The 17161-nt window shown below is 67.4% G+C and carries 10 protein-coding genes and 1 pseudogene; 7 read left to right on the top strand and 4 right to left on the bottom strand.

Annotation, left to right across the window (positions count from 1 at the left end; genetic code table 11):
• The first annotated feature begins 1 nt into the window (after position 1).
• Genes LBC97_05800 through LBC97_05780 form a run of 5 tightly spaced genes read left to right on the top strand, consistent with a single transcriptional unit; the run spans position 2 to position 9946 of the window.
• On the top strand, positions 2 to 5515 hold the full coding sequence (locus tag LBC97_05800) for a TIGR03773 family transporter-associated surface protein (GenBank protein ID MDR2565565.1): 5514 nt from the start codon (positions 2 to 4) through the stop codon (positions 5513 to 5515).
• A 1-nt stretch (position 5516) separates the two neighbouring features.
• Positions 5517 to 7175 carry an anchored repeat ABC transporter, substrate-binding protein gene (locus LBC97_05795; protein MDR2565564.1) on the top strand — a complete coding sequence of 553 codons (1659 nt, stop codon included), beginning with the start codon at positions 5517 to 5519 and terminating at the stop codon, positions 7173 to 7175.
• 34 nt (positions 7176 to 7209) lie between these two features.
• Positions 7210 to 8289: a choice-of-anchor M domain-containing protein gene (locus tag LBC97_05790; GenBank protein MDR2565563.1), complete on the top strand. Its 1080-nt coding sequence runs from the start codon at positions 7210 to 7212 to the stop codon at positions 8287 to 8289.
• Positions 8286 to 9056 carry an anchored repeat-type ABC transporter ATP-binding subunit gene (locus tag LBC97_05785; GenBank protein ID MDR2565562.1) on the top strand — a complete coding sequence of 257 codons (771 nt, stop codon included), beginning with the start codon at positions 8286 to 8288 and terminating at the stop codon, positions 9054 to 9056. Before LBC97_05790 ends, LBC97_05785 begins: the two co-directional genes overlap by 4 nt.
• Positions 9053 to 9946: an anchored repeat-type ABC transporter permease subunit gene (locus LBC97_05780; protein ID MDR2565561.1), complete on the top strand. Its 894-nt coding sequence runs from the start codon at positions 9053 to 9055 to the stop codon at positions 9944 to 9946. Before LBC97_05785 ends, LBC97_05780 begins: the two co-directional genes overlap by 4 nt.
• Before the next feature lie 78 nt (positions 9947 to 10024).
• On the opposite strand, the gene LBC97_05775 is transcribed toward LBC97_05780, so the two are convergent.
• Together LBC97_05775 and LBC97_05770 are read right to left on the bottom strand one after the other, a co-directional pair.
• Entirely contained in the window at positions 10025 to 10414 is a 390-nt protein-coding gene (locus tag LBC97_05775) for a type II toxin-antitoxin system VapC family toxin (protein ID MDR2565560.1), read from the bottom strand.
• Positions 10411 to 10653 (bottom strand): type II toxin-antitoxin system prevent-host-death family antitoxin, encoded by a 243-nt coding sequence (locus tag LBC97_05770; protein ID MDR2565559.1) that lies wholly within the window; start codon positions 10651 to 10653, stop codon positions 10411 to 10413. Before LBC97_05770 ends, LBC97_05775 begins: the two co-directional genes overlap by 4 nt.
• 194 nt (positions 10654 to 10847) lie before the next feature.
• Here LBC97_05770 and LBC97_05765 point away from each other — a divergent pair, with 194 nt between their 5' ends.
• Positions 10848 to 11435 (top strand): type IV toxin-antitoxin system AbiEi family antitoxin, encoded by a 588-nt coding sequence (locus tag LBC97_05765; GenBank protein MDR2565558.1) that lies wholly within the window; start codon positions 10848 to 10850, stop codon positions 11433 to 11435.
• 599 nt (positions 11436 to 12034) lie between these two features.
• Here the strand turns inward: LBC97_05765 and LBC97_05760 are convergent.
• Entirely contained in the window at positions 12035 to 15460 is a 3426-nt protein-coding gene (locus LBC97_05760) for a tetratricopeptide repeat protein (GenBank protein ID MDR2565557.1), read from the bottom strand.
• Positions 15461 to 15463: 3 nt separating this feature from the next.
• Positions 15464 to 15781: a hypothetical protein gene (locus tag LBC97_05755; protein ID MDR2565556.1), complete on the bottom strand. Its 318-nt coding sequence runs from the start codon at positions 15779 to 15781 to the stop codon at positions 15464 to 15466.
• Positions 15782 to 15952: 171 nt separating this feature from the next.
• Here LBC97_05755 and LBC97_05750 point away from each other — a divergent pair.
• Positions 15953 to 16747, top strand: a pseudogene (locus LBC97_05750) (nucleotidyl transferase AbiEii/AbiGii toxin family protein).
• Positions 16748 to 17161 lie beyond the last annotated feature (414 nt).

The raw sequence follows: 17161 nt of genomic DNA, 5'->3' as shown, positions 1-17161 counted from the left end.
TGTGTCCTCCCCGCGCCACGCTTCCGCCGCCATCCTGACAGCTGTTCTTGTCCTGGCCGGATCCCTGTCCATGGGCGCGGCGCCAGCGCACGCGGAGGAGGGCGGCTCAGAGCCGGAGCCGGTGGTGGAGGTCGGAGAGGGCGCACAGTATCTCCGCGTGGTACCCGGCGAGGTCGGTGCCACGACCGAGCTGATCGAACACAACACAGACAACCTGGTGTACCGCATAAACGACTCACGACGCTCAACGCTCCCGGACGGAGAGGCCTTCGCGTGGCTGGGGGCCGTCGGCAGCCAGGCCTGGACCAGCGCTCGGTTCGCCAACTCAGAAACCGCGCTGTCACTACAGTTCGTGATCGACCCAAACATCGTCAGAGGAATAGGCCACGCACCAGACCGAACGCTAACCATCTCACTCGACGGCACCATCAGCCCAGAGGGGGGCTCATACGCCATGTACCGGATGGGCACCAGCGGAAGCTCACTGACCAGTTCACCCCGCAGTGACGCCAATCAATTCAAAACCGGGACAGGCAAAACGGCGACTGGCGAACCACAAGGAACCCCAGCCCCCTGGACAATACCGGCCAACGCGACCGCGATGCAGCGGATGATCGACCTGGTGCACCGCTTCACCGCACCCGGCATGTACTGCGTGACCTACAACTTCAGCTTCTACCTGGAACAAGCCACCGAACCAACCACAACCAGCCGGACACTCAAATTCGCGGTCGGCGACGAAGTCCCGGCCAACGCCGCCTGCGGCACCGGCGCCACGGCGCCCGACACTGACCCGGAACCCGAACCCGAACCCGAGCCGGAGCCTGAACCGGACCTCGACCCGCCGGGAATCACAATTCTGCGCAAAGGGCACGCTGACGTGCTCTATCCCGTTCTTGAGGACCCCGAGCGCCAGGAAGGGCTCACCCTCAAGGCTCACATTGACCGCGTTGGCACTGTCGCCTTGGACGACTTGGTTGTCCACCACCCGGACGACATCAAGATGACGCTTCCGGCGGTCAACAGCCCAGGGGCCGATTACTCCTTCTTGGGGGAACCGGGCGCAACCATCTGGAACAGTCCCCAGGTCAACAACGCCGCCGCACCGTGGATCGGCGCTTCGACCCAGGACGAATCATTTGCGTCATTGCCCAGGAACGCGACGATTTTCGGTTTCCGGATTGACGCGGTGACCGGCGCCAACGGCTCCGCCGCGCCGGGTGACTTCGTCAGATGGAGCGGTGGTTCTACAGGTTCGCCGGTCATCACCTTCAGCACCAAGGAAGGCGGCGTTCCGGGGCTGTTCTACAACACATTCGTTGGTCAACACGGCCACACCAACTGGTCGTTCACGGCGCCGGGCGTGTATTGCCTCGCGGCGGCCGTGGTCGCGGAGTTGCCCGGCGGCGTGGAAGAAAGCCGCGGCTGGTTGACAATGGCGGTCGGCTCCGAAGTCGACCCCAGGACGGTCACTCCCTGCGGGAGAACGCTGCCGCTTCCTGAGCCGCCAGCCCATTCGCTTCCGGTGGCCGAGGCCGCGGCTCCGGTTGTGATCGATTCGGGGAAAGTCGATATCTCGCTTGGACCATCTGGTCCATCGGCCGTGGACGTGTTCTTGGACCGCCACACCGCACGGCATGACGCGCTGCCAACCAGATACGTCTTCGAGGACGTCATCCTCCATCGGCAACTGGGCGAACTGCCCTATCTGGTGGGGCGAATGACAAGTGGGGAATTGTCGAAGGTGTTCGATTTGGATATGCATGCGGCTTCCCTGCCCGCTAGCGAGGGACTCATTCGTCTTGATGTGACACGGGTGAACGGTCCGGGTGATCTGGTGATCGAAACCGGAAGCCCCACCACGTGGCCCCCTCTCAACAGTTCAACTCCGGCAACTAGCAGCCTGACCTTCGCCGCTGGCTCGTCCACCCTTGGCCCCAGTTTCCGCGTGACGGCGCCCGGCAAGTACTGCGTGTCTGCCACGTGGACATTTGTCAATGGGGAGCGCCCCATTGTGGAGGACCGGGTCTTGACGCTGGTGGTCGATGGGCCGCTGGACCCTTCGGATTACAGCGGCAATTACTCGACCGGCTACAGCTACCAAGGGGCCACTTGGTCTGGGGCGGATCATGGCGCACTTGACGCAACGTGCGTCCAAGACCCAGACTCATGGACCCGCCCGTCAAGCGAGACTGGCCCCGGGGAAGGCCAAGAACCGGGCCAGCCCCAGACCCCGGCCTGGCAGGTGGACAACTGGGCTCAGACCGATTCGGGCGCGACAATCCTGAACCTGGGTCACGTTGACGTGGCCTCGCTGCTGGAAAGCGGGCGTTTGAACACGCAGATCAAAGACACCACCGTGGAAGGGGCGGCGCACGCCACCAAAGACGGCGCCTCCTGGCACGCGCCGGAGGATGTTGTGTTCCAACTCCTGCCTGATTCCCAGACCGCGGTGCCGGAACTGGCGGGGTTCTCCTTCCTCGGCAGCCCTGGAGACCCGCTGTGGCAGGTCGAGGAAACCCAGCAAGACGGGCTGCTGTGGCCGGGGTGGTCCACGGAGGCGATCCCCCCAGAGGCGACGCAGACCGGGGTCGAATGGACCTTGAAGAAGGCGTCCGGCCCCGGCGAGTTCGCCCTTTACACCCTGGATCCGGCCCACCTCGGGGCCTCCATTGTGCGCTTCAACACCCGCGACGGAATCACCGCCGCAGACAGTTTTGCAATCCCGAAGGCCGTCCACGCCCACGGGACTTGGGCATTCAGCGCCGAGGGCGCATACTGCCTGGGCTTCGAGCGGTCCACTGTGCTCGCGTCCGGCGCGGCGGCCTCCCACGAGTTCACGCTCGCGGTCGCAGTCGGCCAGGTCGACGTGAAGAAGATCGACCCGGCGCAGTGCTTCCAAACCACCGACGATGCCGACCAACCAGGCGACAGCAGCGGCCCCGGCGGCGGTGGCGGCGGCAGCGAGCCGGGCGACGGCGGCGGTTCCGGCGGTGACGAGGACGGGCCGGGCGGTCAGCCCGGGCCGGGGAACGAGGAAGGCTCGGGCGGCCAAGGCGGGCCGGGCGAGGGCGACGGTCCGCCGGACGCGGTCTGGGATGTGCCGAACGGCACGGTCAACCAGGCCGGGGCGGTTGTGCTGAACAACGGGCATGTGGACATAGCCTCGCTGCTGGAGGGCGGCTCCCTGGTCACAAAGGTCAAAGACACCACAGGCTCTGGAGACCCGGTGTGGCGGGACACGGGCAAGACCGTGCTGCAACTGGGGCCGGGTTCGCGGATCGCGGTGCCGGAGGGCGCGCAGTGGTCGTTCCTCGGGACGGCCGGGGCCGACATCTACCAGGTTTCGCAAACCCAGCAGGCCGGGTTGCTCTGGCCGGGCTGGTCCACGGAATCTATCCCGTTGACGGCCACCCAGGGCGGGGTCGACTGGGCGTTGACGCAGGTCGCGGGGCCGGGCGAGTTCGCCCTGTATGAGACGGGCGCGTTCGGGCAGCCGAACGTGCTCTTCAACACGCGCGACGGGATCAACGGCGCGGACCTGTTCACCATCCCGAAGAACACGCACGCGCACGGCTCGTGGGCATTCTCCGCGCCTGGCGGCTACTGTCTGCGGTTCACCCGCGCGGCCACGTTGGCCGGCGGCGCCTCGGTTTCCAACGATTTCGTTTTGGCGGTGGCCGTTGGCCAGGCTGACGTGATGGGCCTCGACCCGTCCCGGTGCTTCCAAGAGCCGGACGAGACCGGCGACGATCCAGGTTCCCAGCCCGGCGGCCCGGACGGCGGCAATGGCGGTGAAGACGGGATCGGCGACGACCCGAACGGCGGCGATGGCGGCGGTGAAGACGGCATCGGCGGAGAAGGGGGTAACAACGGCGGCCAAGGAGGCGGCGGCCCCCAGCAGCCCGGGGCGGTGTGGGACGTGCCGAACGGGACGGTCAACGCTGCGGGCGCCACGGTGCTCAACGACGGGCATGTCGACATCGCGTCGCTCATCCAAGGCGGGGCGCTCGTCACCAAGGTGAAGGACACCACCCGGTCAAGCGACCCGGTGTGGCGCGACCCGGCCAAGACCGTGCTGCAACTGCGGCCGGATTCGAGGACGGTGGTTCCGCCCTTCAGCGCGTACAGCTTCCTCGGCGCGGCCGGGTCCTCGGTGTACCAGGTGACGCAGGTGCAGCAGCCGGGGTTGCTCTGGCCGGGCTGGTCCACGGAGGCGATCGCGGTGAGCGCGACCACGGGCGGCGTGGCCTGGAGCCTCGCGGGCGTCACGGGGCCGGGCGAGTTCGCGCTGTACGTGACGGACTCGTTCGGGCAGCCTGACGTGCTGTTCAACACGCGCGACGGCGTCACGGCGGCGGACCGGTTCACCATTCCGAAGAACACGCACGCGCACGGCTCGTGGGCGTTTTCCGCGCCGGGGAACTACTGCCTGTCGATGTGGCGGACCGCTCAATTGGCCTCCGGGGCGACCAGTTCGGACGCGTTCACCCTGGCGGTGGCCGTGGGCACGGCGGACGTGATGCAGGTCGACCCGGCCAACTGCGGCCGGCAGACCGGCCAGGACGCGCAGCCCGGGAGCCCGCCGCCGCCGGACACGGGCGGCGCCGGCGGGGGAAGCGTCCCGGCCTCGAAGACCGTCAAGGCGTCCGGTTGCGTGGGCGGGGCCACCATCCTGTCCGCCGGGCACATCGACTACGCCTCCAGGATTGTGTCCGGCAAGCTTGAGTCGCTGATCGGCGACGACACCTCCGGGTCGAAGGTCTACCGGCAGCCCTCCGGCGTGATCCTGTGGCTGAAGCCGTCCAGTTTGGTGACCCTTCCGCCCGGATACGAATCGGTCGGGGCCGCCGGGGCGCGGGTCTGGCAGGTGCCGCAGACGCAGAACCCGGACCTGGTTTGGCTGGGCTGGTCCACGGAGGCGTTGAACGCCGGCAACGCGCGCGGGTCGGTGACGTGGACGCTGAACAGCGTCAGCGGGCCCGGTTCGGTCAAGGTCTACCTCTCGGGGGCGTTCGGCGGGGTGCAGCAGACAGTGTTCGCGGGCTCGGGCGGCGGCTACGACATCCCGCTCGGCGTCCACGCGCACGCCAATTGGGCCTTTTCCGCCCAGGGCATCTACCGCCTGAACATGACGCAGACCGTCACGCTGGCGAACGGCCAGACCTCGTCCGACACGGAGACGTTGACAATCGCAGTCGGCGACGTCGACCCGGCCTCCGCGGCCGGCAACGGTTCGGGGTGCGGCGCCATCTCCAACGCGGCCTTGTTGTCCGATGCCGTCGAGGCGCCCGAGGAGCCAGCCGACCAGGCCGCAGTCGAAGAGTCCCGCGAGACGCGGTCCGGCCAGGGCTCCGACGTGCGGGAAGACCCGGCCGACACGGCCGCCGCGCCCGCCGCGAACGGGGATGACCGAGTGCCGCTGCTGCTGTCCATCCTGGGCGGCCTGCTGGCGGTGGGTGCCGTTGGGGGCGGCTTGCTGTGGCGGCGCGGCAGGAGCCGGAGGCGCGGGTGAAGTGGGTCCTGCGACGGACAATCCCGCCGGAGAGCCGGCGCGGGCGGCGCCCGGCGTCGCGGCGGGCGACCGGGGGACCCGGATGAGGGGGTTTCGGGCGGGGGTGGCGGTCGGCATCGGCGGCGTGCTGTTGTTGACCGGCTGCACCGCGAAGCCGATGTTAGACGCGGAAACGGACCAAGTGCGGGTGGTCACCACCACCGGGATCTTGGGCGACCTGGTGCGGCACGTGGGCGGCGACCTGGTGCAGGTGGTTTCGCTGGTGCCGGCGGGCGGCGACCCGCACACCTATGAGCCCACGCTGCGGGACGCGCGGAACGTGGTTTACGCGGACGTGGCGTTCTCCAACTACGCAATGTTGGAAGAGCAGTCGGTCATCAAAACCCTTGACGCGAACCTGGCGGAGGACGCCGTGTCGGTGTCCCTGGCGGAGGAGTCCGTCAAGTACGCGGCCGAGATCATCCCGCTGGTGGAGGACGTCACCCTGGACACCATCTGGCTGGGACTGCGGGCGCAGGGGGACGGGGGGCGCTTCGGTGCGACCCGCACCTCCGAGGTACTGCTGTCCGCCGTGGACGCGACCGGTCCGGGCGACGTTTTCGCGTACCTGACCGGGAGCTTCGGGGACACGGACGTGTACTTCGACTCCTCGGACGGATTCGACGCCGCGAACGGGTATAAGGCGGACACCATGTCGTTGCCGGCGGACGCGCACACGCACTTGACGTGGGCGTTCACCAAAGCCGGGGTCTACGCCATCACCCTGCGGGCGAAGCTCCAGGTGGACGGCACTTCCAAGCCGATCGCCCTGGGGCAGGCCGTGTACACGTTCGCGGTGGGGGTGAACCCCGCGGAGGCCGCCCGCCAGGCCGGGATCGCCGACCCGGTGATCCTCGGCAAGGGCCATGCGGACTTGACGGCGAACCTGGATTCGGAGGCGCTCGAGGTCCGCTACGACCCGGACGGGGGCGGCGAGCACACGCAATCGGCCTACTCGCCGGACCAAGTGGTGATCGAAGTGCCAGCGAAGGCGCTGGAGGAAATCCCTCCCGGCTCGCAGTACTCCTTCCTGGGACACGCGGGCGACCAGGTGTACCAGTTGGCTCAGGCGGTGCTTGGCAAACATGTGCACGGGGAGATCGACCCGCACCTGTGGCAGGACGCGCGCAACGCGATGGCGTACGCGCAGTTGATCCGCGACACGCTGATCGGGGTGGACCCAGCGCACGCCCGCGACTACGCCGCCAACGCCAACGCCTACTTGGCGGAATTGGAGGCCACGGACGGCTACGTGCGGGACGTCATCGCCGAGATCCCGCCGGAGGACCGCTACCTGGTCACCACCCATGACGCGTTCGGGTACCTGGCCAACGCGTACGGCCTGGTGGTGGCCGGATTCGTGACCCCGAACCCGGCGGCCGAGCCGTCGCTGGCGGACCGGCGCAAGCTGACCGAAACGATCCGGTCCCTGGGCGTGCCCGCGGTGTTCCTGGAGCCCAACTTGGCCGCCCGGTCGTCCACCCTTGTCGAAGTCGCCGCCGAGCAGGACGTTGCCGTCTGCCCCATCTACGGCGACACATTTTCCAACACGGTCACCAGCTACACCCAGATGATGCGGTTCAACGCCGACTCGTTGCGGGAGTGCCTGGCGGCCGGCTGATTTACGGACGGGACTAATGGAATTGATGGAGCGCATGAAGAAGACGTTGCTGGTGGCGGGGTTGGCGGGCGCATTGGCGCTGACGTTTCTCGCTTGGCCGGGGCTGGGGCTTGGGTCGGGGCCGGGGCTCGCTCCGGCGTTCGCGGAAGGCGAGGAAGATCCGAACCTGGATCAAACCCTGTCCGCGGGCGCGGCCGTGGTGCACGGCGAACGCGTGCTCACCGCCGGGCACGTTGACATGGGCCCCCGGTTCGTTGACGGGAAGTGGAAGTTCCTCATTCACGATGACGTCGCCAAAGCCGACGCCAACGCCACCAGCGTGTGGCGTTACCCGGCGGAGACTGTTTTCCACCTGTTCGACGAAAGCCAGCTTCCCGCCCCCGAAGACCCGGCCTACTCTTTCCTGGGCGCCGAGCCGGGGCAGGGCGTGTGGGTGTCCCCCCAGACGCAGAATCCGGACGTTGTGTGGGTCGGCTGGAACACCCAGGACCCCGAGGTCATGGAACAACTCGACCGCGGCGTCACCCTGACCCTGCTTGGCGTCCAGGGGCCCGGCGTCATGACCGTGTTCCTCCAATCGGGCAGCTTCGGCGAGCCGCAACTCCTGTGGGATTCGCGCGTGGCCGAGCCGCAGCCGCTGTGGGTTGACGTGAACACCCACACGCATGCCAACTGGGCGTTTACCGAGCCCGGCGTCTACCTGGTGGAACTTGAGGCCTCCGCCGACCTGATTGACGGCACCTCCGTCGCCGACACGCAACTCGTCCGCTTCGCCGTGGGCAGCGACACCGCGCCCGCTGACGCCCTGGCCGCCGAATGGGGCGGCGCGGCGGCGGCTTCCGCCCAGGCGGGCGCCGCCGGGGCGGAGCAGACCGGCCCCGCCGCGACTGCGACTGCGGCGGCCGCGCCGGCGGCTGGCGGCGATCCGCTTGTGCCCATCTTGATAGGCGCGATCGCGCTGGTGGCGGTGGTCCTTGTGGCGGTCTTCGGCGCGGCCATCATCCGGGGCAGACGGGCCAAACAACGCGTCCTGGCCGCCCGCGCGGCCGCTGGGGCGGACGGCGTCGGCGGCGGTCCGGACGGCGCCGCGCCGGGCGCGGGCGTGCGGCCGTGACCGATTCGCGGCCCGACCGGGCCCTGGTGGTGCGGGGCCTGGCCGTCGACTTGGGCGGCCGGCGGGTGCTGCGGGATGTGGACCTGGCCGTGGACCGGGGCGAAATCGTGGCGTTGATCGGCCCAAACGGGGCCGGGAAGACCACCCTGTTGCGCGCGATCCTCGGTTTGCAGCGCTCCGCCCAGGGCCGCGTGCTGGTGGAGGGGCGTCCCGCCAAGCCGGGGCGGGCGGCGGTGGGGTACGTCCCGCAGCGGCACGAGTTCGCCTGGGAATTCCCCATCAGCGTGGCGGACGTGGTCGCCACCGGCCTGGCCGGAAAGCTTGGCCTGTTTCGGCGGCCCGGCGCGGCCGAATGGGAGGCGGTGGCGGACGCGTTGGACCGGGTCCGCCTGGCCGACCTGGCGGACCGCCCGGTGGGGCAACTCTCCGGCGGGCAACGGCAGCGGGTCCTGGTTGCCCGCGCGCTGGCCCTACGGCCTGCGGTTTTGTTGCTCGACGAGCCGCTGGCGGGCCTGGACATGCCCACCCAGGAGTTGCTCGGGGCGCTGTTCGCGGACATCGCCCATGAGGGTCGGGCCGTGCTCACCACCACGCATGACCTGTTGGGCGCCATCGACGGCGCGGACCGGATCGCGCTGCTCAACCAGACCGTGGTCGCCGCGGGTGCCCCCGGCCCGCTGGTGGCCCGGCCTGACGCGTGGGCGTCCACGTTCGGCGTGGGGCCGGATTCGGCGCTGTTGCGGATGCTTCAGGCGGCCGCGTCGTGAGCCCAATAGATTTCCTGGCTGATTTGCTCAACCCGGACTTGGCGTTCCTGCCGAAGGCGCTCGCGGTGGCTGTGATGTCCTCGGTCGTGTGCGGCGTTGTCGGCTCCTACGTGGTGTTGCGCGGAATGGCCTTTATCGGCGATGCCGTCGCCCACGCCGTCTTCCCAGGGCTCGCCGTCGCGTTCGTGGCCGGCGGGAACCTGGTGATTGGGGGCTCGGTCGCGGGTGTCGCGACCGCGATCCTGGTGGCGGTGTTCTCGCAAAACCGGCGGCTGAAAGAGGACTCCGTCATCGGGATCCTGTTCGTGGCCGCTTTCGCGCTGGGCGTGGTGGTGATCTCCCAGGCGCCGGGTTACGCGGGAAGCCTTCAACAGTTCTTGTTCGGGTCCATCACCGGCATTCCCACCTCCGACCTGTACGTGGTGGGCGGCACCGGCCTGATTGTGCTGCTCGCCGTGTTCTTGCTGCACAAGGAGTTCGTGACGGTGTCGCTGGACCGCGAGTCCGCCCGCGCGCTCGGCTTGCGCGTGTTCTGGCTCGACTTGGCGCTGTATGTGCTGGTCACCCTGGCGGTGGTGATCAGCGTGCAGACCATCGGGAACATCCTGGTGCTGGCGCTGCTGGTCACCCCGGCCGCCACCGCCCGCCTGCTGACCGACCGCTTGGGGGTCATGATGCTGCTGGCCCCGTCGATTGGTGCCCTGTCCGCCCTGGTGGGCCTCTACGTCTCCTGGTCGTGGGACTTCCCGACCGGCGGAACCATTGTGCTTGTCCTCACCGCCGTGTTCTTGGCCGCCTGGCTGTTCTCGCCCCGCCAGGGCGTGCTGGCCCATCTGCTCGCCCGCCGCCAACGGGTCCCCGCCAACTCCTCGCAGGCGGCCCGCCCGTGAACGAGCCGGTTCCCCCGCAGGCCTCACGGCACTTTCCGTGAAGGCCTCCGGGAACCGGCAAGCGGCGCGTTATCGGTGTCACCAAATCCGGGCGAGGCCGGTCAGCGTGTCGAAGGTCGGGTCGGCGCTGACGAGCGCCGCCCCGGCCAGGATGGCCTGCGCGGCCAGCATGCGGTCGAACGGATCCTTGTGAGGCCAGTCCAGCGAGCCAGCCAGCAGCGCGTGCTCGTCGGCGATGGGCAGCGCCACGCTGCCCAAGTTTGATCTGACCTGGGCGAAGTCGGCGAGCAGCGGGCGCGCCTGGGGCAACTTGCCGGTCCGCTCCTTGACGCTCAACTCCCAGGGCACCACCGACGAGAGCAGCAATTCGGTGTCCAGGTCGGCCAGAATCGTTTGGGCCGTGCGGGACAGCAACTGCGAGTCGCGCTGGGACCACAGGACCACATGGGTGTCCAGCACGGCTTTCACGAAAGCCCCCAGTCCGCGAGATCCCCCTCGTCAAGTGGGGCCAGCGAGGCCTCCCGCGCGGCGGCGTCAAACTGCCCCGGCCAACTGTCGAAGACCCGTGGGCGGCGATGCTCGACAGGCACCAGGCGAACAACCGGCGTTCCGGCTCGCGCGATGTAAACCTCGGCGCCGTCCTCGGCCGCCGCCAACAAGGCGGAGAGCCGGGCCTTGGCGTCGGCGACGTTCACAGTCAGAGTCATCAGCATAGTCTAACAGACCAGACCACATGGACCATCACTTCGACACCGACCGAAGCTCCCTCGAACCAACACCGCGACGGGGATATGCACAACACTCCCTTATAGGTAGTGTTGTGCATATGAATGCAACAATGCGGGCGGGGCGATTGCCGCTCGCCATCGCCCGTGCGCCCATGCGAACGGTAAGGCCAGTAATGCTGCGGGGAATCTATGTGAACCCGGAGAAGGAATTGGTGCGTCTTCACGCACGGGGATTGGTGGTCCGGATCGCCCATGGCACGTACGTGGCGAAGCCGGACACCGTTGGCCTCCATACGGCCTGGAAACCCACGCTCGAGGAGGCGGCGATGGCCTATGCGACCGCAGCCTATGGTGATCGAGTCCCCGTGCTGGCAGGAATTGGCGCGGCGCGTCACTGGGGGGCTATACCCCGCGCGATTGGGGCAAGTGTGATCGCAGTACCTGAGCAACACCGACCTGTGACCCTGGCCACCGGGGGGAGGATCGTGTTCACCGTGCGAGACGCAGCCAAGATCCGTGCGGTTCTCGTGGAAGGCGGGCTGGGCGTGATGAGGGTGGCCACGGTCGAGCAGACGATGGTCGATTTGGCCCTGCGCCCGGACCTGGGCGGCATGTCCGCTGAAGCTCGCGCGGCGGCCGTGGCCCTGCTTCCCCGTGTCGACCCTGAGCGGCTGCAAACTGTTACCACGGCGTTGCCCAAGGCGGCGGCCGCAAGGATGCGCATCTGGCTGCGGGAGAGGGGAGGAGTCGGCGGTGTTTGAGGATGGCCGCATAGAACGCGCAGCAAGGGTCGGCCGCGCCGTCGAAGCGACCGGCGCTTTAGCGCATCGTGAGCGGGAACAATGGGCAGCTAAGTTCGGGGTGGCACCCGCCCAGATCGACCACGACTTTGTGGTGCCGAGGGGCTGCAGACGTACTAGCGCCCGCTGCTTGTCCTTGTAGACTACCGGTCGCTTGGGGAGTGCCGCGGCCAAACCGGGGCCATTCAGTCACCGCCTGCCGCGACCAGGACTTTACGGTGGATGCGAACCACGGGTCTCACGCCCACAACGACCCGTGATTGCTTCTACGCCGCCGTCACTGCCGGCAGGGAGTCGTACCATGCGTAGGTCGCCGTAGACCAGCCGGGCTCCACTCACACCGCGCGCCACCCCTCAGACGACGAGGAGCAAGGGCCTCTCGACTGAACCACACGAAATCACCATCAGCCTTGAGGGTGACATCCCCGTAGTACTCAAGGACCGCATCGGCCAGCCCCAGCCCTATTACCCGTGAGCCTCCGATTCAGGCTGGTCAACACAACGCCCACCGAGCACGACTTGGAACCGCGTGCTGGGGCAGACGAACTCCGACACCGGAATCAGGTCGCCCTATCGACATCCAACCCCAGGCTGACAGCCAATTCTTCGACCGACCGGCGCACATCATGACGAGGATCGAGCGTGGCGACCGCAGACAAAGCGGGTTCAAGAACGCTGCGCGCCTCGTCGGGGCGTTCCCATTCGACCAGTGCCTGCGCGAGGTTCGCCCGCGACCTTGAGGTGTCGGGGTGCTCCGGGCCCAAGACCCGCTCACGATCAGCCAGAACCGCCTCATGCTGCCGGACCGCGTCACCCAGCCAGCCCGCCAACCGGTAGGTGAAGGCGAGGTTGTTGCGGGTTCTCAGCGTGTCGGGGTGGTCCGGGCCCAGCACCCGGTCGCGATCAGCCAAATTCGTCTCAAACAGGCTGGTGGCCTCATCCAACCGGCCCGCTGATCGGTAGGCCACGGCGAGGTTGTTCCGAGATCTCAGCGTGTCGGGGTGGTCCGGGCCCAGCACCCGGTCGCGATCAGCCAAATTCGTCTCAAACAGGCTGATGGCCTCATCCAACCGGCCCGCTGATCGGTAGGCGAAGGCAAGGTTGTTCCGGGACCTCAACGTGTGCGGATGGATTGACCCTAACACCCGCTCGGAATCGGCCAGGTTGCTTTCGCACAAACCAACTGCTTTCTCCAACCGGCCCGCCAGTCTGTAAGACTCACCGAGGTTATTTCGGGACGTCAACGTCTCAGGATGGTCCGGGCCCAGCACCCGCTCACGATCCGCCAGATTCGCCTCGTGCAAGGTGATCGCCTCGTCCAACCGGCCCGCTAATCGGTAGGCGAAGGCGAGGTTGTTCAGGGACCTCAGCGTGTCAGGATGGTCCGGGCCCAGCACCCGCCCACGATCCGCCAGATTCGCCTCGTGCAAGCTGATCGCCTTGTCCAACCGCCCGGCTTCCATGAGGGCACCAGCCAAGTTGCTCCGGGACTTCAACGTGTCACGATGGTCCGGGCCCAACACCCGCTCGCGAGCGGCCAAATTCGCCTCGTGCAAGGTGATCGCCTCGTCCAACCGGCCCGCCGATCGGTAGGCCAAGGCGAGGCTGTTCTGAGAGTTTAGTATGTCGGGATCGTCCGGGGCCAACACCCGCACGCGATCAGCCAGAACCGCCTCATACAACCTGACTCCATCCTCCACCCGTCCCGCCGATCGGTAGGCCAAGGCGAGGTTTGCGCAGGTCTTCAACGTGTCAGGATGGTCCCTGCCCAGCAACCGCTCACGATCAGCCAGAACCACTTCATGCAGCCTGATCGCTTCCTTTAGTCGACCCATTGCCCGGTGGGCTAAAGCCAGCCCGTTCTGGGATTTCAGCGTGTCGGGATGGTGCGGGCCCAAGACGCCAAGGCAGACTGCCGAAGCCAATTCCGCGACGGCTGCGCCGGTGTAGGGATCGCCCAAGTCTCTGAGTGCCGCGCCGCACCGTGACGCCGCCGGTATGACCTCGGCGACGCGGGCGCTTCGGCCCGCATTGGACCAAAAGGCGGCCAGGTGCCGCGCGAGGTCGGTGGCCGTTTCTCTTTGCCGGCCGTAATCCGGGTAAGTGGTGTTGTCAGTCGGGTCGACCTGGGCCAACACTTGGACCGGCGCGGCCGTCGCGTCATCTTCGACGCTGACGCCCCGGACCAATTTGTCACCTCCGACTGGAGTGAGCCGGCCGGCTTGACGATTCAACTCTTGGATCACTATGGCCACCACGCCATGCATCCGGCCAACCCTCTCGTTGTTGGAGCGCCGCACCAGCGCCGCGTCGCTCAGCACGGTCAGAGCTGTGTTGAGGTCAAAGGCCGCAACCAGAGGAGTCAGCCAATCCACGGCCAGATCAGAACCATCGAGCACGGAGAAGGTGTCAAGCAGCCCCTGAACCACATCGCGGCGCCTGGCCGAGGCCAGGGCAGTCTTGACGCTCAAGGCTATGGCCTCGTACGCCGTCGAATAGTACGGAGCGTCCGCGTCCGGTGTCGCCTCGAACAAATCGTCCGGAACGCGCAGTCCCTTGGCGAGGCCATCCAACTCCTTCAGATACACCTCATAGGCCAACCGCCGGTGGCGGATTACCCAGGCCGCCTGCGACAAACTCAGTGGATGGCGGCTCAGGCGTTCAGCCACGGCGCTGGCTCCCGCCCGGTCACCTAGTCCAGTCTGTCCCTCAAGGCAGTCGACTGCCTCGTCCAGCCCGAACACGTCGACCTCGATAGGAGCGCGGTCCCTGACGTTCGGATGGGCCGAAGTTATGACCAGCGTCGCAGCGCCAGGGGCGATCCCCAGGCCGGTCAAGTCGGCCATATCTCGCAGGTCGTCCAACACCAGCAGCCGGCGCCGGTCCGGGTGCTGGTTCCAGTGATCGATCAATCGGCACACGGTTTGCCGGGGCTGGTCGCCCTCAAAGGCGATCCCCAGCGCATCGGCCGCCCGCCACAACCCCTCGTTGATCGCGGCCTCAGACCGGGCGTCGATCCAACTAACCACTGGCCAGTCGGCGTCAGCGCAGCTTCGACACACAGCGGCGGCGATCTGGGACTTGCCGGTGCCCCTGAATCCGGTCAGCGTGAACCGGTGCGGTCCTTCGCCACCCAACACGCCGTCTCGAACCTCACGAAACTGCGCGCGCTCGACTAATCCGTCGGCCCGGCCCGGCCACGACGGCACCCGGACAACCGGGTTGCGCGAGGCCCGTTTCACCGCCGGGCCCGGCTGCGCGGCATCGTCCGGCAATACCGTCAACCCATCCGGACCGGTGACGCCCACCAAACCCCAGAACTCGCCAGCGGTGGAACCCTCGAGTTCGGCGACGGCATCGAAAACAGTGAAGTTGAACTGACCGCCCGCCTCCGGCGAACGGCGGGACGCGGTCACGCCGAGGCAGTATTCGATCCCTCTGGATCGCGCCACGACCGCCGCGCCCGAAATGCCGCGCCAAACCTTGTCCGGATCGACTTCGGCCCGGTGCATGTCCGACCTGCCCGGATCGGCCACGAACTGACCGCGCATGGGAGAGGCGACGTTTTCGCTGCTCCGCCCCACATGGACCAAGCGCGCCCGGCCATCCAAGACCGCCAGACGGTCCTCCCGGCCGCCTTCCGATCCCTTCGGATCGCTCATGAACGCTGGATAGCCCTCGCACCGGCAATTCTCAACCCGATTGACGCCAGGCTGGATGCGTGCCAGGGGAACAAGACTCCAATCAGCGAACGCTTCCGCGCGCAGCAACGCCAAATCGACCTGCTCGTGGCCACTTTCCCAGACCACTTCGGCCGCGGCAGGTACCTGGCCCGCGCCCAAATGGACCCGGTGGCCGCTCGCCTGGGCCACGCAATGCCGCGCCGTCAAGACCAAGCCACGGCCCAGCACGTAGCAGGAACCACGCCGGTTCTGGCCCGCAGCGTCCTGGTATTCGAGCAGGCCGGCGCGCACTGGCTCAGCCACGGCCTACCCGTCCTGGGCGGACAGCAGAACAAGATCAGACGAAGCGTTCCCGGCGGCGCCCTGAGCGCGAGGCGTCAAGGTGAGCCGGACGGTCTGGGTCGAGGCCACCTCATGCGAGCCCTCCACGCCAGCCTCGATCAGCCACCACTTCACACCCGCGCTCCCCGAACCAGCAGTTGTCGCTGCCACCTGCAGCTCCAATTCAACCGCCTGGACCTCGAACCGCAGGTCGCGTGCCTTGCCCGCCTCGGCCGCAGCCTCCAATTCGCGCCGCAGCCCGTCTATGGCGGCCGCCAATTCAATCCCCGAATTCTTGCTCATCTGGGCCCTCGCAGTCCTCGGTAGGCATTCTCCAGGGACATTACCGCACCGGAGCACACCCGACACCACAGATGGGTCGCTAGACCCCGAGCATCCCCACCGGACGTTGGAGGCTCGGCTCCGCAGGTGTTGGCCGCTCCTCAGTCTTTGGGGGTGTCGACGAGGCGTCACATGCTCATTGCGGGTCCTGGACTGTTCGGGCTAAGGGCGTCGAACGCGGCTGCGGGCGTCAGTGCTGAGTCCCTCGGCGTCTCGCACGTGTCGGCCGCGATCTCGTGTCTCGCCGACTCCTTTGTGTTCTACGGAGGCACCGCTTTGTGCCGCACGGTGCTGCGTAGTTTGCGTTTGTCGGAGGATGTCGACCTGCTCAGCGTCGGTGCGAGGTCCAGTGTCGCGCCGCGCCTGGACCAGGCCATTCGCGACTACATGGAGCCGCTGTTCGGCTCGGTAAGGGCCGAACCTTGGCTTTCGGCTGCGGTCAGGGACACTCAAGGATGCGCTTTCCGGATCGGTCGCGTAAGTGTGCGCATCCAATTGATGGACGGGCGTAGCTATGCAGATTGGCCCACACGGGACTGCGAAATTGAGTAGCGCCACCAAGGCGTTTCGAAGACCCGCCTGCGCACCTACTCGGCTGGCGCGTTTGTCGGGGCGAAGACTGCCGCGTGGCTCGAAACGACTCGAAATGCACCGCGCGACTTGTATGACCTGTGGGCCCTGGCCCAAGCTGGCCACATTGACGCGGAGGCCGCGCGTCTTTTCAAACGCTATGGGCCGACCGGCGGCTACCCCGAGCAAGGCGTGCTGCCTCGCAAGGGACCGACCGAAAACGAATGGCGTGACGCGCTCTCGCACCAGTGCGTTCTCCGCGTCAGCGCCGCAGAGGCGCACGAAGTGGTCATGCGGGCATGGGACGCTGCGGTGCGCGCTGTTCTTGACCCCTTGAATGTCAACCGTCGCCTGTGAGCGTTCCGCCGCCTTGCGAGGTACCCTGCTCAGACGCATCCGGATGCCCTCGGTCCTGGCCGGTGCCGCCGTTGACCTGGCCGGGAGGTCATCGACCAGATGCCCGCCGACCGACGTGACTGGAATGACACCGCCGAGGGGATCGGGGGCCGCTGTCGCCGGTCGCGCTGACTGAGGAGTAACCCAGGCAGGTGGACAGCGCGGGCAGCACGATGTAGGTGTCGGTTCCGCAGTCGGTCATCGCTTTGAGCGAGTGGGCCGCCATTGTGTGCCGCAGGAAATCTAGACGTTTAGGTTGCCTGCGGCATTGTTACGCGGTGCATTTGCTGGACGTGCCGGGGGTGGCGACTTCGGACATCCAGCGTTGGCTGGGGCACGGGAGCCTGGCCACGACGGAGCGGTACCTCGGCTCGT

Source organism: Bifidobacteriaceae bacterium (assembly GCA_031281585.1).
Lineage (GTDB): Bacteria > Actinomycetota > Actinomycetes > Actinomycetales > WQXJ01 > JAIRTF01.
Note: the sequence above shows the minus strand (reverse complement) of the source record. Positions and strands in the feature narration are given on the sequence as shown.